Genomic DNA, 14,352 nt, shown 5'->3' on the forward strand with positions numbered 1-14,352 from the left:
ATGCCCGGTAAGACAGCCACCCCGGCGCCGGCCACCGAAGCCGGCGCGGCCGCCGAGACGCGGTTCACCGAGCACACTCCGCAGGGCCGCCTGACGGCGCAGCGCGGGCTCTACGCCGGCCCCGCGCCGATCGTCAGCAAGGACCTGTACGCCGAGCTCGAGTGGGGTTCGGCCGTGCGGGAACGTGCGTCGATCACCCTCGAGCCCGCCTCCAAGGTGTCGGGCAACACGTACTTCGGCCGGTTCCCGGCCAGCTACTGGCAGCGCTGGACGACGGTGACCGAGGTCTCGGTCGAGGCGGTCGTCACCGGCACCGGCCTGCTGTCCATGGGCGCTTCCGACGTCGAGGGCGAGCCCCGCGTGGTGGCCGCCGAGCAGGTCAAGGACGCCAAGCAGGCGAAGGTGGCGCTGACCGGCAAGCTGGACAAGTTCTACGACGGCGGCGCGCTCTGGCTCGACCTCGAGACCGAGGGCGGCCAGACGCTGCGCGTCGAGCAGGTCCGCTGGACGGTCGAGGCCCCGGAGAAGATCCGCCCGACCGCGGTGACCATCTGCACGATGAACCGCGCCGACGACTGCCTCAAGAACCTCCAGGCCCTCGCCGCGGACGTCTCCTCGCTGGACACCCTGGACGCGATCTACGTCGCCGACCAGGGCACCGACCTCGTCGAGTCGCGCGACGGCTTCGAGCAGGCCGCCAAGGACCTCGGCGAGAAGCTGCACTACATCAAGCAGCCGAACCTCGGCGGCGCCGGCGGCTTCACCCGCGGCCTCTTCGAGGTGGCCGGGCACACCGCGACCGAGCACGCGAACGTCCTGTTCATGGACGACGACGTGCTGCTCGAGCCGGACCTGGTGATCCGGATGACGGCGTTCTCCAACCGCGCCGCCAACCCGATCATCGTCGGCGGCCAGATGCTGAACCTGTTCCACCCGAACCAGCTGCACGTCGGCGCCGAGTACGCGCGGCTCAACACGCTGGAGCCGGGCCAGCCGGTCGAGCACTCGCTGTCCACCGCCGACCTGCTCGGCGTGGACGAGGAGACGCTGAAGCCGAACCGCCAGGAGCGCCGTCTCGACGCCGGCTACAACGGCTGGTGGTCGTGCCTGATCCCCTACGAGGTCGTCCAGGCCACCGGCTACCCGCTGCCGTTCTTCTTCCAGTGGGACGACGCCGAGTACTCCTACCGGGCCCGCGCGCACGGCTTCCCGACCGTCACCCTGCCGGGTGCGGGCGTGTGGCACGCCGACTTCCACATGAAGGACTGGGACGAGTGGCACCGGTACTTCAACCTGCGCAACTCGATCATCACCGCGGCGCTGCACTCGCCGTTCAACCTGAACCTGCTTTCGCGGGTGCTCATCGCGCAGCTGGTCCGCTACCTGCTCGGCATGCAGTACGGCCTGTCGGCCACGCTGATCAAGGCCGTCGAGGACTTCCTGAAGGGCCCCGAGGTCCTGCGTGACGGCGGTGTCGAGGCGATGCAGGAGATCCGCCGCATCCGCGACAACTACCCGGAGACCAAGCGCCACAAGGCGACCGACGTCCCGGGCATCGCGTCCAACGACATCGGCATCATCAACAGCGCGCCGCGGCCCAGCATGCAGCGCCTGGTGCTGATCAAGCGGGTCCTCGACCGGGTGCTCGGCCGCAGCCGCTTCGGGCTCGGCGCGGTGCCGATCGACGAGGCCAACTGGTGGCACATCGCGCTGTTCGACACCGCGGTCGTCACCGACGCCAGCCAGGAAGGCGTCCGCGTCCGGTCCTACGACCGGGTGAAGATGTTCGCGCTGGCCAAGCAGGGCGCGCGGGTCATCCAGCGGCTCCGCAAGGAAGGCGCGGCGGTGCAGGAGCAGTACAAGCGGGCCATGCCGGAGCTCACCTCGCGTGAGAACTGGAAGCGCCTGTACAAGCTCTGATCGTGCTTCGCGAAGGCCGTCTCACGTACGTCGTGAGGCGGCCTTCGCCGTGCTAGGAGTGCATGCCGAAGACCGTGCTCTTCCGGGCGAGGTCGTCGACGTACGCGGCGGCGACGTGGGCGAAGTTGATCGCGACCGGCGAGTGGTCCTTGGTGGTCACCGTTTCGACGGCGCCGTCCTCGACGAGCTGGGCGAGCCTGCCCGTCAGCCGTGCGGACTCTTCGGTGGTCAGCGCGAACAGCAGCGGTTCGCCGCCGGTCGCCAGGTGCAGGACGAGAGCGGGTTTCGGGTCAGCCATGCGTCCATCGGACCAGCGCCGATCTTGCCCCGGCAAGCAGGTTCGCTGAGGGCGGAGCTACGGTTTTCGCGAACGCCGGACTCATCCGCGGGGGGTTGGAAGCGAATGCCGCACTCGTTCTCGCTGTCACTGGCAGCGGTGGACATCCTGCTGGAACAGCTCGGTCTCGGCCGCGCGCCGACACCGTTCGAGGTCCCGCACGTGGGGACGACGGTCGAGCAGCGCGCGATGATCCGCGACGCCGTCGTCCGCGACCTGACCGGCCGCGGGCTGTGGAGCCGAGGCCGCCTCGACCCGGACGCCGAGCTGGCGCTGGCGACGTTCGTCCGCGGCAGCGTGACGATCAGCGCGGCCGCCGAGCTGGGCGACCGCCACCTGTTCGCGCGGGTGGCGTCCGACGGCCAGTTCGCGGTGCTCGCCCGCCAGGAGGAGAACCTCATCGTCTTCGAGGAGGTCCGCCCCACGGGCATCGTCCCGGCGATCGTCGACCTCCTCCCGCTGACCCCGGCGGCGCCCGGCCAGTCGGTGACGATTTCGCGGCCGGTCCAGCAGCCCCGCCACCAGCGCCGCGACGAGGCGTACGACCCGTTCGCCGGCGTAACCGGCCCGCGGTCCCAGAGCGCGGGCGGCGGCCCGCAGGTCCGCATGATCGAGCGGGTCTTCCAGGAGCCGAAGAAGCGCGTGGGCCAGTTCACCGCCCAGACCCGCGGCGGCACGCTCCCCCCACTGGCCTGGTTCGACACCCCGAGCGGCCGCTGGCTGATGTCCTCCCGGTCGGCCGCGGACGGCCAGCGCTGGATCACCTACGCCCCGGCCGACAACGCCCGGCTGGCCCAGCAGCTGTACGCCCAGCTCGAAGGCCAGTTCTGAGCGGTGCGGAACCGGCTGAGCGGCCGGTGCGTCCGAACTGAAGATCGGTGAACGGCCGTGGCGGAGGGTGCCCGGCTAGTAGACTCCCGGGTGCACACGCACGGGCGAAGCGATTCGGGGTGGAAAGCGATGTTGATTGCCGACGGTGGTGGAGGCTCGGTCAGGGACATCACCAACCCGCTTTCGACGGCAAGCATGGGCGCCGCGGTGCAGGCGGTTACCGCCGAGACCCAGAAGCTGGTCGACGCGGCCAAGGGCGGCGGCTTCAAGATCACGCCGGAGGGCGTCAAACCGCTCCGGGACGCCCTGACCGAGCTGGTCAACGACCTCACCAGCCTCAGGGCCGAGACCTATGCGCTCGACCAGGCGCCCCAGCTCGGCAGTCACCCGTACGGGCAGACAGTCGCGTCGCACGACCAGAAGAGCGCCACCGAGGCCGAAGGCTCGGCCACGGCCGTGCTGACCCAGCTCCAGCAGGTCGCGAAACAGGCCGACGAAGCACTGGCGAGGGCTGCGGGCCTGTACAAGGAAACCGAGAGTGGAGCCTTCGCCGCGCTCCAGACCAAGCAGGCCTGAGGTAATGACAAAACTGTTTTTCGTTCGTGCCGTGCTCCCGCTCGTGGCCGGTGGCGCGCTCCTGGCCGGCTGCACCAGCACGCAGCCGGGAACCGCGTCGCCCGCTCAGTCCTCTTCGGCGTCCGCCGCGCCCACGGAGAGCTCGTCCGCCGGCGGGAGCGGCACGCAGTCGATCACCGATCCGTGCTCGCTCCTCGAGATGAGTGACCTCAGCAGCTACGGCCAGTTCAACCAGCCCGAGAGCAAGACGCTCGGCGGCGCCCGCACGTGCAAGTACCAGAAGAAGATCGCCTCGGCCAGCGACGCCACCATGGTCATCGGGGTGAACGTCCGCGACGATGCTTCGGTCGACCAGGTGCGGGACACGGGCGGGGGTGTGGCCGACAAGGACATCAACGGCCGGCGGGCGAAGGAAGCGCCGGACGGGGCCGCGGTGGGATGCACGCTCGGACTGGCCGTCGGTGCTTCGTCGCGGGTGGACGTGGCGGTGCTCCTGGACAGCTCGTCGAACGAGGCCTGCCAGGTCGCCGAGGCGGTCGCGAAGTCCGTCGAGCCGAAGCTGCCGAAGGGATAGGGGAACCCCATGAGCACGCGACAGAGCCCGCCGCCGCCGAAGACTCCGGACAAGACGCCCCAGGAAGTCCAGAACATGGCGCCCGCCGAGCGGGATGCCTACCTGCAGCAGAAGGCCGAAGAGGGCGTCGACCCCAGCAACTGGCTGTTCGGCCCGCTCCAGCAGTGGATGGCGCAGGCCAGGGCGAAGGACCAGGCCCAGCAGATGGGCGACAAGAACGTCGAGGCGGCCACCAAGGGCCGCGACGTCCAGTACGTCTCGGGGCTGCACGCGCCGAACGCGGACTACAAGGGCACCGACCACACCCAGCTGCAGGCGTTCCTCCAGAGCAACCTGAACGTCGACCAGGTGTCCGAGGTGTCGACCGCCTACCACCAGGTCCACCAGGTCTTCGACAAGTTCGCCCAGTCGATGAACACCGCCGTCAACGCCTCCAAGGGCACCTGGGAAGGCGCCGCGGCCGAGAACGCGCAGCAGTACTTCACCAGCCTGAGCAAGTGGTCCGACGCCAACTCGCAGAACGCCAAGCTGGCCTCGGAAACCATCTACGACCAGGGGCAGGCCGCCGCCACGGCGAAGAACTCCATGCCTGCGCCCATTCCGTTCAGCTGGACCGACGAGTTCAAGGGCTGGGCGACCTCGAACCCCTTCAGCCTGCCCGACAACGTCGACAAGTCGCTCCAGAAGCAGAAGGACAGCCAGGCGGCGCACGACGAGGCCGCCGGCGTCATGTCGACGTACGACAAGAACCTCTACGAGGCCGCCTCCAAGCAGCCTGCCTTTGCGCCGCCGCCGAGTTTCAGCACCGGGGGCGGCAGTGGTGACTCCGACGGCACCGGTGACCAGAACGGCATCAACCGGCCGTCCGGGGTGAACATGCCCGGCGGCAACTCGGGCACCACGCCCGGTAGCCACGCGCAGGGCTTCACGTCCGGGCCGGTCCCGGGCATGGGCGGGCCGGGCGCGCAGATCTCCGGGCCCGGCTCGACCACCGGCGCGGGGCTCATGCCCGCGGGCACGACCACGCCGTCCGGCTTCACGCCCGGCTCGGTGCCGGCGGCCTCGACGCAGAACCCGAACCAGCAGTTCGGCGGGATGCCGCCGATGAGCCCGATGCCGATGGGCGGGATGAACCTCGGCGGCGACGAGGCCTACAACTCCAAGGTCGGCAGCGGACGCGGGGGCGGCGGCGGGTTCGGCCCCGGTGGCTCCGGCGCCGGCAACGCGACGGGCGCGGGCGCCGCGTCGGGTGCCGCGCGGCCGGGTGGGATCGGGGCCGCGGAAGCCGCCGCGGGACGCGGGATGGGCGGCCTCGGTGCCGGTGCCGCCGGTCGCGGGGGCATGGGGCCCGGTGGTGGTCTCGGCCGCGGCCAGAAGGGCGAGGGCGACGAGGACACCGAGCACTCGCGGCCGACCTACCTGGTCGAGGGTGACCCCGACGAGGTCTTCGGCACCGACATGCGCACCGCGCCGCCGGTCATCGGCGAATAGAACGAAGAAGGGGCCCCTGCGAAGGGGCCCCTTTTCAGTAGCGGTAGAACTTTTCGGCGCGGCCCTGCCGCACCAGCTTCAGCCATTGCAGGAACGCCTTCGGGTCCCGCTTCACGCCCACGAAGTACAGTCCGAACCGGACGATCTCCAGCGCGCCGATCTTCCGCATCCCCGGCTGCGACAGCAGGTACCCGCGGTTGCGGTACGTGTAGTAGCGCTTGACCTCGTTTTCCGGGTCCTGCGCGTGGAACTTGCCGCCCAGCATCGGCTTGAACTCGTCCGAGCCGTCCGGGTGCAGGTACTTCGTCTTCAGCGACGTGCCGAACGGCAGCCCCGAGCGGGCCAGCCGCCGGTGCAGCTCGACCTCGTCGCCGCGGAAGAACAGGCGCAGGTCCGGCACGCCGACGACGTCCAAAGTGGACGCACGGAACAGGGCGCCGTTCATCAGGGACGCGATACCGGGCAGGAAGTCCGCGCCCAGCTCGGACTGCGACCGCTTCCAGGTCAGCCCGCGGCGCAGCGGGAACGCCAGCTTGTCCGGGGCGTCGATGTTGGACACCACCGGCGAAATCTCCGCCAGGCCCCGCTTTTCCGCTTCCTCCAGCAGGATGGCGAGCACGTTCTCGTCGGCCGGGCGGCCGTCGTCGTCGGCCAGCCAGATCCAGTCCGCGCCCAGCGACAGCGCGTGCAGCATGCCCAGCGCGAACCCGCCGGCGCCGCCGAGGTTGCGGTGGGACGGCAGGTACGTGTGCGGCAGCGGGTAGTTCTCGACGACCTCGCGCGCGGAGTCGTCCGGCCCGTTGTCCACCACGACCAGGTGGTCGACCGGCCGGGTCTGGGCCGCGATGATCTTCAGTGAGTCCGCGAGCAGCTCGCGCCGGTGCCGCGTGACGACCACACCGACGACAGCGCCGTCGGGCAGCTGCCGGGTCTCGCTGGTCATCATTCCCCGCCGTTCGTCGTCGCCACCGGCTCGATGCCCAGGCGCTGCAGCGTTTCCTTGCTCATGTCCTGGAACGGGTCGCGGCCCTTGTACCCGGTGAGGACGTCCCGCAGCGAGCCCTGCTGCTTGATGTGCCCCTCGTCCATCCAGAGCGCCGAGTCGCAGAGCTCGAAGAGGAATTCGTCGGCGTGGCTGGCGAACACCAGGATGCCCGAACGCTTGACCAGGTCCTTGAGGCGGTCGCGCGCCTTGTTGAGGAACGCCGCGTCGACCGCGCCGATGCCCTCGTCGAGGATGAGGATCTCCGGGTCGATCGACGTGACGACACCCAGCGCCAGCCGCACGCGCATACCGGTGGAGTACGTCCGCAGCGGCATCTTCAGGTAGTCGCCGAGCTCGGTGAACTCCGCGATGTCGTCGACCCGCTTCTCCATCTCCTTCGCGGTCATGCCGAGGAAGAGGCCGCGGATGATGATGTTCTCTTCGCCGGAGATCTCCGGGTCCATGCCGACGCCGAGGTCGAAGACCGGCGCGATCTTGCCATCGATCCGGGCCGACCCGCGGGTCGGCTCGTAGATCCCGGCGAGCAGCCGCAGCAGCGTGGACTTGCCGGCACCGTTGTGCCCGACCAGGCCGACGCGGTCACCCTCGCGGAGGTTCAGGGTCACGTCGTGCAGGGCCTCGATGATCGGCACCTTGGTGTCGGTGCCGATCTTGCCGCCGACCTTGCCGAGGACCTTCTTCTTCATCGACCGGGTCTTCGCGTCGAAGATCGGGAAGTCGACGAAGGCGTTCTGGACGTCAATGCTGACCATTTTGTGTCACACCCAGTAGGAGACGCGGGCACGGTAGTTGCGCATCGCGACGAGCGCGAGCGCCCAGCCGACGACGGTGATGGAGCCGACCACGATCCAGTTGCCGGGGGTGAACGACTGGCCGATCAGCGGCGCCCGGACCACCTGCATGAAGTGGTACAGCGGGTTCGCCTGGATGATCGGGAGCACCCAGGAAATGCCCGACCGCACCCCGCCGCCCATCAGCTGGTCGACCGGCCACACGATCGGCGTGCCGTAGAAGAGCAGCTGGATCAGCGAGTTGATGACCTGCGGGATGTCGCGGAAGCGGGTCGAGATGATGCCCAGCAGCAGCGTCACCCAGCCCGCGTTCAGCGCGAGCAGGAAGAAGCCCGGGATAGCCAGCAGGATGTTCCAGCTCAGGCCGGGGTGGCAGTACAGGCCCGCGTGGCAGAGGCCGTCCGGCGAGCCCAGCGAGTACTGGTTGTCCAGCGCCGAGAAGAAGATCACGAGGATCACGACGTAGACGATCATGTTGTGCGCCAGCAGCAGCGTCTGCCGCCACACCGTGCGCAGCATGTACACGCTCAGTGGTGCCGGGAGCTGCTTGATCAGCCCCTCGTTGGAGATGAACGTCTCCATGCCCTCGGCGAGGCAGCCGCTGATGAAGCCCCACAGGATGAACCCGGTGGACAGGTAGGGCAGGAACACCTCGATCGGCGCGTTGAACAGCTGCGAGTACAGCAGCCCGAGCCCGAGCGCGATGACGGCCTGGCTGATGGTGATCCAGAAGGGCCCGATCACCGAGCGGCGGTAGCGCTGCTTGATGTCCTGCCAGCCGAGGTGACCCCAGAGCTCGCGGGCGCGGAAACCGGCCTTGATGTCGGCGAAGGCACGCGAGAACGTCTTGCTGTCCGACGCCGGCGGAGCGGGCGTCGCCACGGGGGAGTCTGCGGCCTGAACCGTGCTGGTGGCATGCACGTGGACGAGGGTACCGATGGGATCCGCGGCACCCTGGGCAGGGCACTGGCGTCGGGCGGGACCAGGCCCGGCGGCCCACGGGATAAGGTCGGGGACGGACCGCAGCCACGCAGCGACCCGGAGGTCTCCATGTTCATGCTCGGCGAGCACCCGGTCGGTGCCGACCACCCCCCTCTCGTGATCGCCGAGATCGGGATCAACCACGAAGGCGACCCCAAGAAGGCGCACAAGATGGTCGACGACGCCGCGGACGCCGGCGTCCAGGTCGTCAAGATCCAGACCCACGTGGTCGACGACGAGATGATCCCGAACGACGTCGTGCCCGGCAACGCCGACGAGCCGATCTGGGACATGATGAACCGCGTCGCGCTCACCGCCGAGGACGAGCGCGAGATCAAGGCGCACGCCGAGGAGCGCGGGCTCGTCTTCCTGTCGACGCCGTTCTCGCGCGCCGCCGCCGACCGCCTGGCCGAGCTGGGGGTCGAGGGCTTCAAGATCGGCTCGGGGGAGTGCAACAACTACCCGCTGATCCGCCACGTGGCCTCGTTCGGCAAGCCGGTCATCCTCTCGACCGGGATGAACGACATCGCGTCCATCACCCCGGCCGTCGAGATCCTGCGGGCCGCGGGGGTCGGGTTCGCCCTGCTGCACTGCACGTCGCTGTACCCGACGCCGCCGGAGCAGGTGCGGCTCGGCGCGATCGCGGAGCTGCACGCCGCGTTCCCGGACGCCGAACTCGGGCTTTCCGACCACACCACCACGATCTACCCGTGCCTGGGCGCGGTCGCGCTCGGCGCTTCGGTGCTCGAGCGGCACTTCACGTCGGACATGAGCTGGCCGGGCCCGGACATCCCGGTCTCGTCGACCCCCGCCGAGTTCAAGCAGCTCGTCGAGGGCTCGCGGCTGATCCACGCCTCGCGCGGCGGGTCGAAGCAGATCCTGGCCGAGGAACAGCCGACGATCGACTTCGCCTACGCCTGCGTCGTCACCACCAAGGACGTCGCCGAGGGTGAGGCCCTGACCACGGACAACATCTGGGTCAAGCGCCCGGGCACCGGCGAGATCAAGGCGAAGGACTACGACAGCCTGCTCGGCCGCACCGTCAGCAAGGCGCTGCCGGCGAACACGCAGGTGAGCTGGGCGGACCTTGGCTGAGACCGGGCGGCGTGAGGTCCTCTTCCTCACCGGGACCCGCGCCGACTTCGGGAAGCTGCGGGACGTCATGCTCGCCGTGCAGCAGAGCTCGGTGCTGTCCGCCCGCATCGTCGTCACCGGCATGCACATGCTGCGCAGCTACGGCTACACGGTGCGCGAGATCGAGCTGGCCGGCCTGCAGCGGCTGCACCTCATCCCGAACCAGATCGAGGACGAGCCGATGGCGCTCGTGCTGGCCAACACCGTCCAGGCGCTGGCCAGGCTGGTGCACGAGGAGCAGCCCGCCGCGATCGTCGTGCACGGCGACCGGGTGGAGGCCCTCGCCGGCGCGATCGTCGGCTCGCTGGCGAACGTGCGGGTCGTCCACATCGAGGGCGGCGAGGTCAGCGGCACGATCGACGACGTCATCCGGCACTCGCTGTCGAAGCACGCCCACGTGCACCTGGTCGCCAACGAGACGGCCAGGCGTCGTCTCCTGCAGCTCGGCGAGGAGGAGGACCGGATCTTCGTCGTGGGCAGTCCCGAGGTGGACGTCCTGACGTCGGCGCGGCTGCCCGACCTCGACGAGGTCCGGCGCCACTACGAGATCCCGTTCACCGACTACGGCCTGCTGGCCCTGCACCCGGTGACGACCGAGCGCGACCAGAACCGGCGCAACGCGGCGGCCGTCGTCGACGCGGTGCTCACCGAGGGCAACTGGGTGGTCATCGACCCGAACAACGACGAAGGCTGCCGCGAGATCAGGAGCGAGCTCGACCGGCTCGAAGGCCCGCGGTTCGTGCGGCTGCCGTCGATGCGGTTCGAGTACTTCGTCACGTTGATGAAGAACGCGGCCGTCGTGCTGGGCAACTCGAGCGCCGGCGTGCGCGAGGCGCCCGTGCTGGGCACGCCGTCGGTCACCGTCGGCACCCGGCAGCGCAACCGGGCGATGGCGCCCAGCGTGCTGTCGGTCGAGCCCACCGCCGAAGCCGTCACGGCCGGGATCGGCAAGGCCCGCGCCATGGGCCGCTGCGAGCCGCACACCGAGTTCGGCGAGCCGGGCGCGCACCGCCGGATCATCGACCTCCTCGAAGGCGAGGAGATCTGGCGGCCCTCGCTGTACAAGGCCTTCGTGGACCGCTAACCGGCCGCGTGCTGCTCGGCGAGGACGAGGTCCGCGGCCGAATCGATGTCGATCGCGCGCTCGACCGGCACGAACTGGGGCCGCACCTCGGGGATGAAGAACCGCTCGTGGCGGCGGAGGTCGCCGGCGCGGACGAGGTAGATGCCGCCGGTGGGCCGCAGCACGACCGGCAGCGTCTGCCGGGGGGCTTCGAGGTCGGCCCAGTCGCGGACCGGGGCGATCCCGCCGTCCGGTGTCTCCAGGCACACCTTCAGCGGGTGGTGCTCGGTGGCGCGGCACATCTGCACGACCGAGCCGGTGGGCCGGTCCGCGTGGATGTCGAGGCACTCGGCGACGTCCCCGGCCGTGCGCAGCGGCGAAGTGGGCTGGAGCAGCAGGACGAGCGTCGAATCGGGGACGCCGAGCGTGTCGATCGCGTGGGTGACCGCGGGCAGGGTCCGGCTCGTCGCGTCCGCGAGGTGGGCGGGCCGCCGGACGGTCCGGGCACCTTCGGCCTCGGCCGCGGCGGCGATCTCGGCGTCGTCCGTGGTGACGACGACGTCCGCGATCCCGGCCGTGACGGCCGTGTGCACGGTGTGCGCGACCAGCGGACGGCCCCGGAAGAGCGCCAGGTTCTTGCCCGGCAGCCCGACGGAGCCGCCCCTCGCCGGGACGATGGCCAGCGCGGTCACAGAGGACCCCTTCCGGGTAACGACAGTGGTCTGTCGGCTATTGTCCGTCTGCTCGGCTGCCCCCTGACGGCGGCCCCGGACACCGTTGCCAATGGGGGAGCGATGAATCGGACTCAGTTCGCGGGCGAAGCGTCCGAGCAGCTCGACGAAGGTGACACCGGCCGCATGCTCCGTGAGCTCCTCACCGCCTACGCCCGTGGCCAGCGCGTCGAGACGATCGCCGTGGTCGGGAACGCGCCGATGGCGCCCGACGCCGAACGGGCCGCGCTGATCGACGGCAGCGACCTCGTCTTCCGCATGACGACCTTCGCGCTGGACGAGCCGGACGCCGAGCCGACCTACGGCCGCCGCACGGACGTCGTGGTGATCCACCGCGGGGTCATGGTCTCGCCCTACACGTTCGCCGACTACACCTCCCGCCTCTACCTGCTCGCCGAGCCGGGCCGGCTGTTCTGGGAACCCGAGACGCTGCCCGACTGGTGGCCCGCCGACCTGGGGTTCGTGCCGATTTCGAACCGGGAGTTCGTGCTGCCGCTGTCCCGGCTGCTCGGCCTTTCGGCGGACGAGAACGTCTGGGCCACGACCGGCACCCTGGTGACGTACCTGTGCCGGCAGCTGTTCCCGAAGGCGCTGGTGCGCCTCACCGGGGTGTCGATCGTGGAACGGCCGGACCAGACCGACTTCGAGCACGCCTGGGGCGGCAAGGTCGGGGTGACGGCGGAGCACCGGCTGCACGCGGAATCGAAGCTGCTGAGCACTTGGCGTGACTCCGGAAGAATCGAGATTATACAGTGAGTGACATTCGCGGAGTGGTGGTTCCCCGGGCGAAGGCGCTCGTAGGCATGGCCTGGCGACCGGTGATGGCGAGGCTGCGGCCGCGGATCGAGCAGATCGCGACCGACCGGATGCAGCCCGAGCTCGACCGGCTGCACGCGGACATCGCCGTGCTGCGCGAGGACCTCGGGCGGGCCACGCAGGACCTCGACGGCCATGTGAAGTGGCTCTACGACGAGCAGCGCCGGCTGGCGCCGCACCTGGCCGCCCTCGAAACGCGGGTCGCCGCCTTCGAACGACCGGGCGCGGTGGCCCGGCCCGACGGACGGCTCGAGTACGCCCCGGACGAGGCCGAGGAGGTCCGCGCCGAGCACGCGCGCATCCGCGCGCGCCTGGCCGCGATCTCCAAGTACGAAGAGCGCCTGGCCCGCCTGGAAGCGGACCTCGCGGCCACCCGCGAGGTGGCCGGCTGAGCCTCGTCGACACCAGGAGGCCCGGCGTGCTCCGGCGGGCCTCCTGGGCATGGCTGCTGCTCCTGGTCCCGCTGGCGCTGACGATCGCCTGGACCGGGCTCAACCACGACGTCCGGTTCGTCCTCGGCACGCTCCAGACGGCCGGTCGGGCGGGGCTGTCGCCGTCCGAGGTCTTCGTCCACCGGCCGATGGCCTACCGGCTGGTGCTGGCGGCCGGTGACGCCGGGAGCGCGCTGCCGCTGCCCGTCCGGGAAGCCGTCGTGCGGGTCCTGGCACTGGGCGCCGTCCTGCTGGTTTCGCTGCTGCTGCGCGCCGGCCTCCGGCGGTACCGCCCGGCCCAGGAGGCGACGGCCGTCGCCGCGGCCACGGGCGTCGCGCTGGCGCTGGCCCCGAACTGGGACTTCCTGCAGCCCGAGTGGCTGGCCGCGGTGTTCGCGGCCGGCGGGGTGGGCGCGGCCCTGCGGATCCCGCGGCTGGTCCCCGCCACGGTGGCCGGTGGGGTGTTCCTGGCCCTCGCCGTGCTGGTCAAGTACACGACGGCGCCGACCGCGCTGGTCGCTCTGGGAGTCGTCGCGGTGCTCGACCGGCGGCGCGCGCTGCTCACCGGTGTGCTCGGCGTGCCGATCTGCCTCGGCCTGTTCGGGCTGACGGTGCTGGTCGAGCCGCGCGAGTGGCGGTGGCTCGGCGAGCTGTCCTCCCTCAACGGCGGAAGCCCGCTCAGCCGCGGCTGGGCGCTGAGCGACGTGCAGGCGCTCGCCGGGACGGTGCTGAACGAGGCCGTGGGGGTCCCGGCGGTGGCCCTGCTCCCGGTGAGCGTCGCCGTGCTGGTGCGGCTGGCGCCGGGGCGGCGGGCGCGCCTGGCGTGGCTCCTCCTGCCCGCGGCCGCGGTTCTCGTCGTGCTCGCGGCGGTCGTGCTGCAGGGACAGTGGTTCCAGTACCACCTGGCGGCCCTGGTGCCCTTCGCGGCCGCGCTCGGCGCACTCGCCGTGGCGCGGTGGTCAGCCGAGCACGGCGGTCCTTCCCGGGCGCTGGTGCTGGTCGCGATCGTGCTCGGCGCCGGGGTACCGATCGTCTCGGCGGCGACGACGGAGTGGCGCCTGGCGCACGGGACGCCCGTGTACGCGGCGCTGACGGGGCTGGTCGTCGCGGGCGTGCTGTTCGCGGCGAGGGATCGTGGCCGGACCTGGCCGGTGGTGGCGGTGCTCGCCGCGTCGGCGGTGTTCGCGGTCCCGGTGTGGCCGAGCGCGCCCTACTCGTTCGACGGGATCCACCCGGACTACACGAACTCCGAGCGGGTCGCGGCCGCCGAGCTCGACGAGCGCCTGATCGCGCCGGTCCGCGCCCGCATCGGGGCGGACACGCCCGTGGTGTACCTGGCGTTCGGCGACATGGCGTACTTCTTCGGCAACCCGGAGAACTGCCGGTACCCGGCGCCCGTGTTCGTGCAGCGCGGCACGTACATCCCGGCCGTGCGCGGGCTGGAGAGCTACCGGGAGAACCTGGCCTGCTTCGAGCACCCGGACGCCCGGTACCTCGTGGTGCAGCCGTCCTGGCTGGCCCTGGACCGCCTGCCGGCCGAGGTCGCCGCCGGCGTGCGCAGCCGCTTCGACTGTGATCGCCCTTTGCCCGCGGGCCAGCTGACGGTCTGTCCGCGGCGCTGAGTTGTCCACAGGTGTTGTCCACAGGCCCTCCGGTCTGTGGACAACTCC

Annotated in this window: 15 protein-coding genes; 10 read left to right on the forward strand and 5 right to left on the reverse strand. The window is 70.7% G+C overall.

The window, feature by feature from the left end; translation table 11 throughout:
• On the forward strand, positions 1-1,920 hold the full coding sequence (locus BLW76_RS08690) for a glycosyltransferase (protein ID WP_091305314.1): 1,920 nt from the start codon (positions 1-3) through the stop codon (positions 1,918-1,920).
• Between the two features lie 52 nt (positions 1,921-1,972).
• Here the strand turns inward: BLW76_RS08690 and BLW76_RS08695 are convergent, their stop codons facing one another.
• Positions 1,973-2,218, reverse strand: a complete 246-nt coding sequence (locus BLW76_RS08695; RefSeq protein WP_091305315.1) for a hypothetical protein — start codon at positions 2,216-2,218, stop codon at positions 1,973-1,975.
• Positions 2,219-2,323: 105 nt separating this feature from the next.
• Between BLW76_RS08695 and BLW76_RS08700 the strand changes: the two genes are divergently transcribed.
• From BLW76_RS08700 to BLW76_RS08715, 4 genes are all read left to right on the forward strand, one after another.
• Positions 2,324-3,088, forward strand: coding sequence for an ESX secretion-associated protein EspG (locus tag BLW76_RS08700; protein ID WP_091305316.1), 765 nt, complete (start codon positions 2,324-2,326; stop codon positions 3,086-3,088).
• A 129-nt stretch (positions 3,089-3,217) separates the two neighbouring features.
• Entirely contained in the window at positions 3,218-3,664 is a 447-nt protein-coding gene (locus BLW76_RS08705; RefSeq protein ID WP_091305317.1) for a hypothetical protein, read from the forward strand.
• A 31-nt stretch (positions 3,665-3,695) separates the two neighbouring features.
• Positions 3,696-4,238, forward strand: a complete 543-nt coding sequence (locus BLW76_RS08710) for a DUF3558 family protein (RefSeq protein WP_244170091.1) — start codon at positions 3,696-3,698, stop codon at positions 4,236-4,238.
• 9 nt (positions 4,239-4,247) lie between these two features.
• Positions 4,248-5,729, forward strand: coding sequence for a hypothetical protein (locus tag BLW76_RS08715; protein WP_091305319.1), 1,482 nt, complete (start codon positions 4,248-4,250; stop codon positions 5,727-5,729).
• Between the two features lie 34 nt (positions 5,730-5,763).
• On the opposite strand, the gene glfT1 is transcribed toward BLW76_RS08715, so the two are convergent.
• From glfT1 to wzm, 3 genes are read right to left on the reverse strand one after another with little or no spacing between them, the layout of a single operon-like run.
• Positions 5,764-6,672, reverse strand: a complete 909-nt coding sequence (gene glfT1, locus BLW76_RS08720) for a galactofuranosyltransferase GlfT1 (protein WP_167384517.1) — start codon at positions 6,670-6,672, stop codon at positions 5,764-5,766.
• Positions 6,672-7,487, reverse strand: coding sequence for a galactan export ABC transporter ATP-binding subunit Wzt/RfbE (gene wzt / locus BLW76_RS08725; RefSeq protein ID WP_091305321.1), 816 nt, complete (start codon positions 7,485-7,487; stop codon positions 6,672-6,674). Before wzt ends, glfT1 begins: the two co-directional genes overlap by 1 nt.
• Before the next feature lie 6 nt (positions 7,488-7,493).
• Complete coding sequence (gene wzm / locus BLW76_RS08730; protein ID WP_167384518.1) at positions 7,494-8,447, reverse strand: galactan export ABC transporter permease subunit Wzm/RfbD; 954 nt, start codon at positions 8,445-8,447, stop codon at positions 7,494-7,496.
• Between the two features lie 129 nt (positions 8,448-8,576).
• Here wzm and BLW76_RS08735 point away from each other — a divergent pair, with 129 nt between their 5' ends.
• Together BLW76_RS08735 and neuC are read left to right on the forward strand one after the other, a co-directional pair.
• Complete coding sequence (locus tag BLW76_RS08735; RefSeq protein WP_091305323.1) at positions 8,577-9,602, forward strand: N-acetylneuraminate synthase family protein; 1,026 nt, start codon at positions 8,577-8,579, stop codon at positions 9,600-9,602.
• Entirely contained in the window at positions 9,595-10,725 is a 1,131-nt protein-coding gene (gene neuC / locus BLW76_RS08740; protein ID WP_091305324.1) for a UDP-N-acetylglucosamine 2-epimerase, read from the forward strand. The genes BLW76_RS08735 and neuC overlap by 8 nt, the downstream gene beginning before the upstream one ends.
• Here neuC and BLW76_RS48355 read toward each other — a convergent pair.
• Positions 10,722-11,396, reverse strand: a complete 675-nt coding sequence (locus tag BLW76_RS48355; protein WP_167384519.1) for an acylneuraminate cytidylyltransferase family protein — start codon at positions 11,394-11,396, stop codon at positions 10,722-10,724. The two genes, neuC and BLW76_RS48355, sit on opposite strands and share 4 nt — an antisense overlap.
• A 102-nt stretch (positions 11,397-11,498) precedes the next feature.
• Here BLW76_RS48355 and BLW76_RS08750 point away from each other — a divergent pair, with 102 nt between their 5' ends.
• The 3 genes from BLW76_RS08750 to BLW76_RS08760 are packed head-to-tail and all read left to right on the forward strand — an operon-like array spanning position 11,499 to position 14,304.
• Positions 11,499-12,191, forward strand: coding sequence for a hypothetical protein (locus BLW76_RS08750; RefSeq protein WP_208613239.1), 693 nt, complete (start codon positions 11,499-11,501; stop codon positions 12,189-12,191).
• A 47-nt stretch (positions 12,192-12,238) separates the two neighbouring features.
• The gene (locus BLW76_RS08755; protein ID WP_091305327.1) at positions 12,239-12,643 is read left to right on the forward strand and encodes a hypothetical protein; all 405 of its coding nucleotides are present in this window, start codon (positions 12,239-12,241) and stop codon (positions 12,641-12,643) included.
• A 26-nt stretch (positions 12,644-12,669) separates the two neighbouring features.
• Complete coding sequence (locus tag BLW76_RS08760) at positions 12,670-14,304, forward strand: hypothetical protein (RefSeq protein WP_091305328.1); 1,635 nt, start codon at positions 12,670-12,672, stop codon at positions 14,302-14,304.
• Positions 14,305-14,352 lie beyond the last annotated feature (48 nt).

It is taken from the genome of Amycolatopsis tolypomycina (genome assembly GCF_900105945.1).
Classification (GTDB): domain Bacteria; phylum Actinomycetota; class Actinomycetes; order Mycobacteriales; family Pseudonocardiaceae; genus Amycolatopsis; species Amycolatopsis tolypomycina.

Bases quoted from the DNA above. Each gene is read 5' to 3' on its own strand.
- BLW76_RS08735 (WP_091305323.1), top strand. From the start codon at position 8,577: ATGTTCATGCTCGGCGAGCACCCGGTCGGTGCCGACCACCCCCCTCTC.
- BLW76_RS08750 (WP_208613239.1), top strand. From the start codon at position 11,499: ATGAATCGGACTCAGTTCGCGGGCGAAGCGTCCGAGCAGCTCGACGAA.
- BLW76_RS08695 (WP_091305315.1), bottom strand. From the start codon at position 2,218: ATGGCTGACCCGAAACCCGCTCTCGTCCTGCACCTGGCGACCGGCGGC.
- BLW76_RS08755 (WP_091305327.1), top strand. From the start codon at position 12,239: ATGGCCTGGCGACCGGTGATGGCGAGGCTGCGGCCGCGGATCGAGCAG.
- wzt (WP_091305321.1), bottom strand. From the start codon at position 7,487: ATGGTCAGCATTGACGTCCAGAACGCCTTCGTCGACTTCCCGATCTTC.
- BLW76_RS08700 (WP_091305316.1), top strand. From the start codon at position 2,324: ATGCCGCACTCGTTCTCGCTGTCACTGGCAGCGGTGGACATCCTGCTG.
- BLW76_RS08705 (WP_091305317.1), top strand. From the start codon at position 3,218: ATGTTGATTGCCGACGGTGGTGGAGGCTCGGTCAGGGACATCACCAAC.
- glfT1 (WP_167384517.1), bottom strand. From the start codon at position 6,672: ATGACCAGCGAGACCCGGCAGCTGCCCGACGGCGCTGTCGTCGGTGTG.
- BLW76_RS08715 (WP_091305319.1), top strand. From the start codon at position 4,248: ATGAGCACGCGACAGAGCCCGCCGCCGCCGAAGACTCCGGACAAGACG.
- BLW76_RS08690 (WP_091305314.1), top strand. From the start codon at position 1: ATGCCCGGTAAGACAGCCACCCCGGCGCCGGCCACCGAAGCCGGCGCG.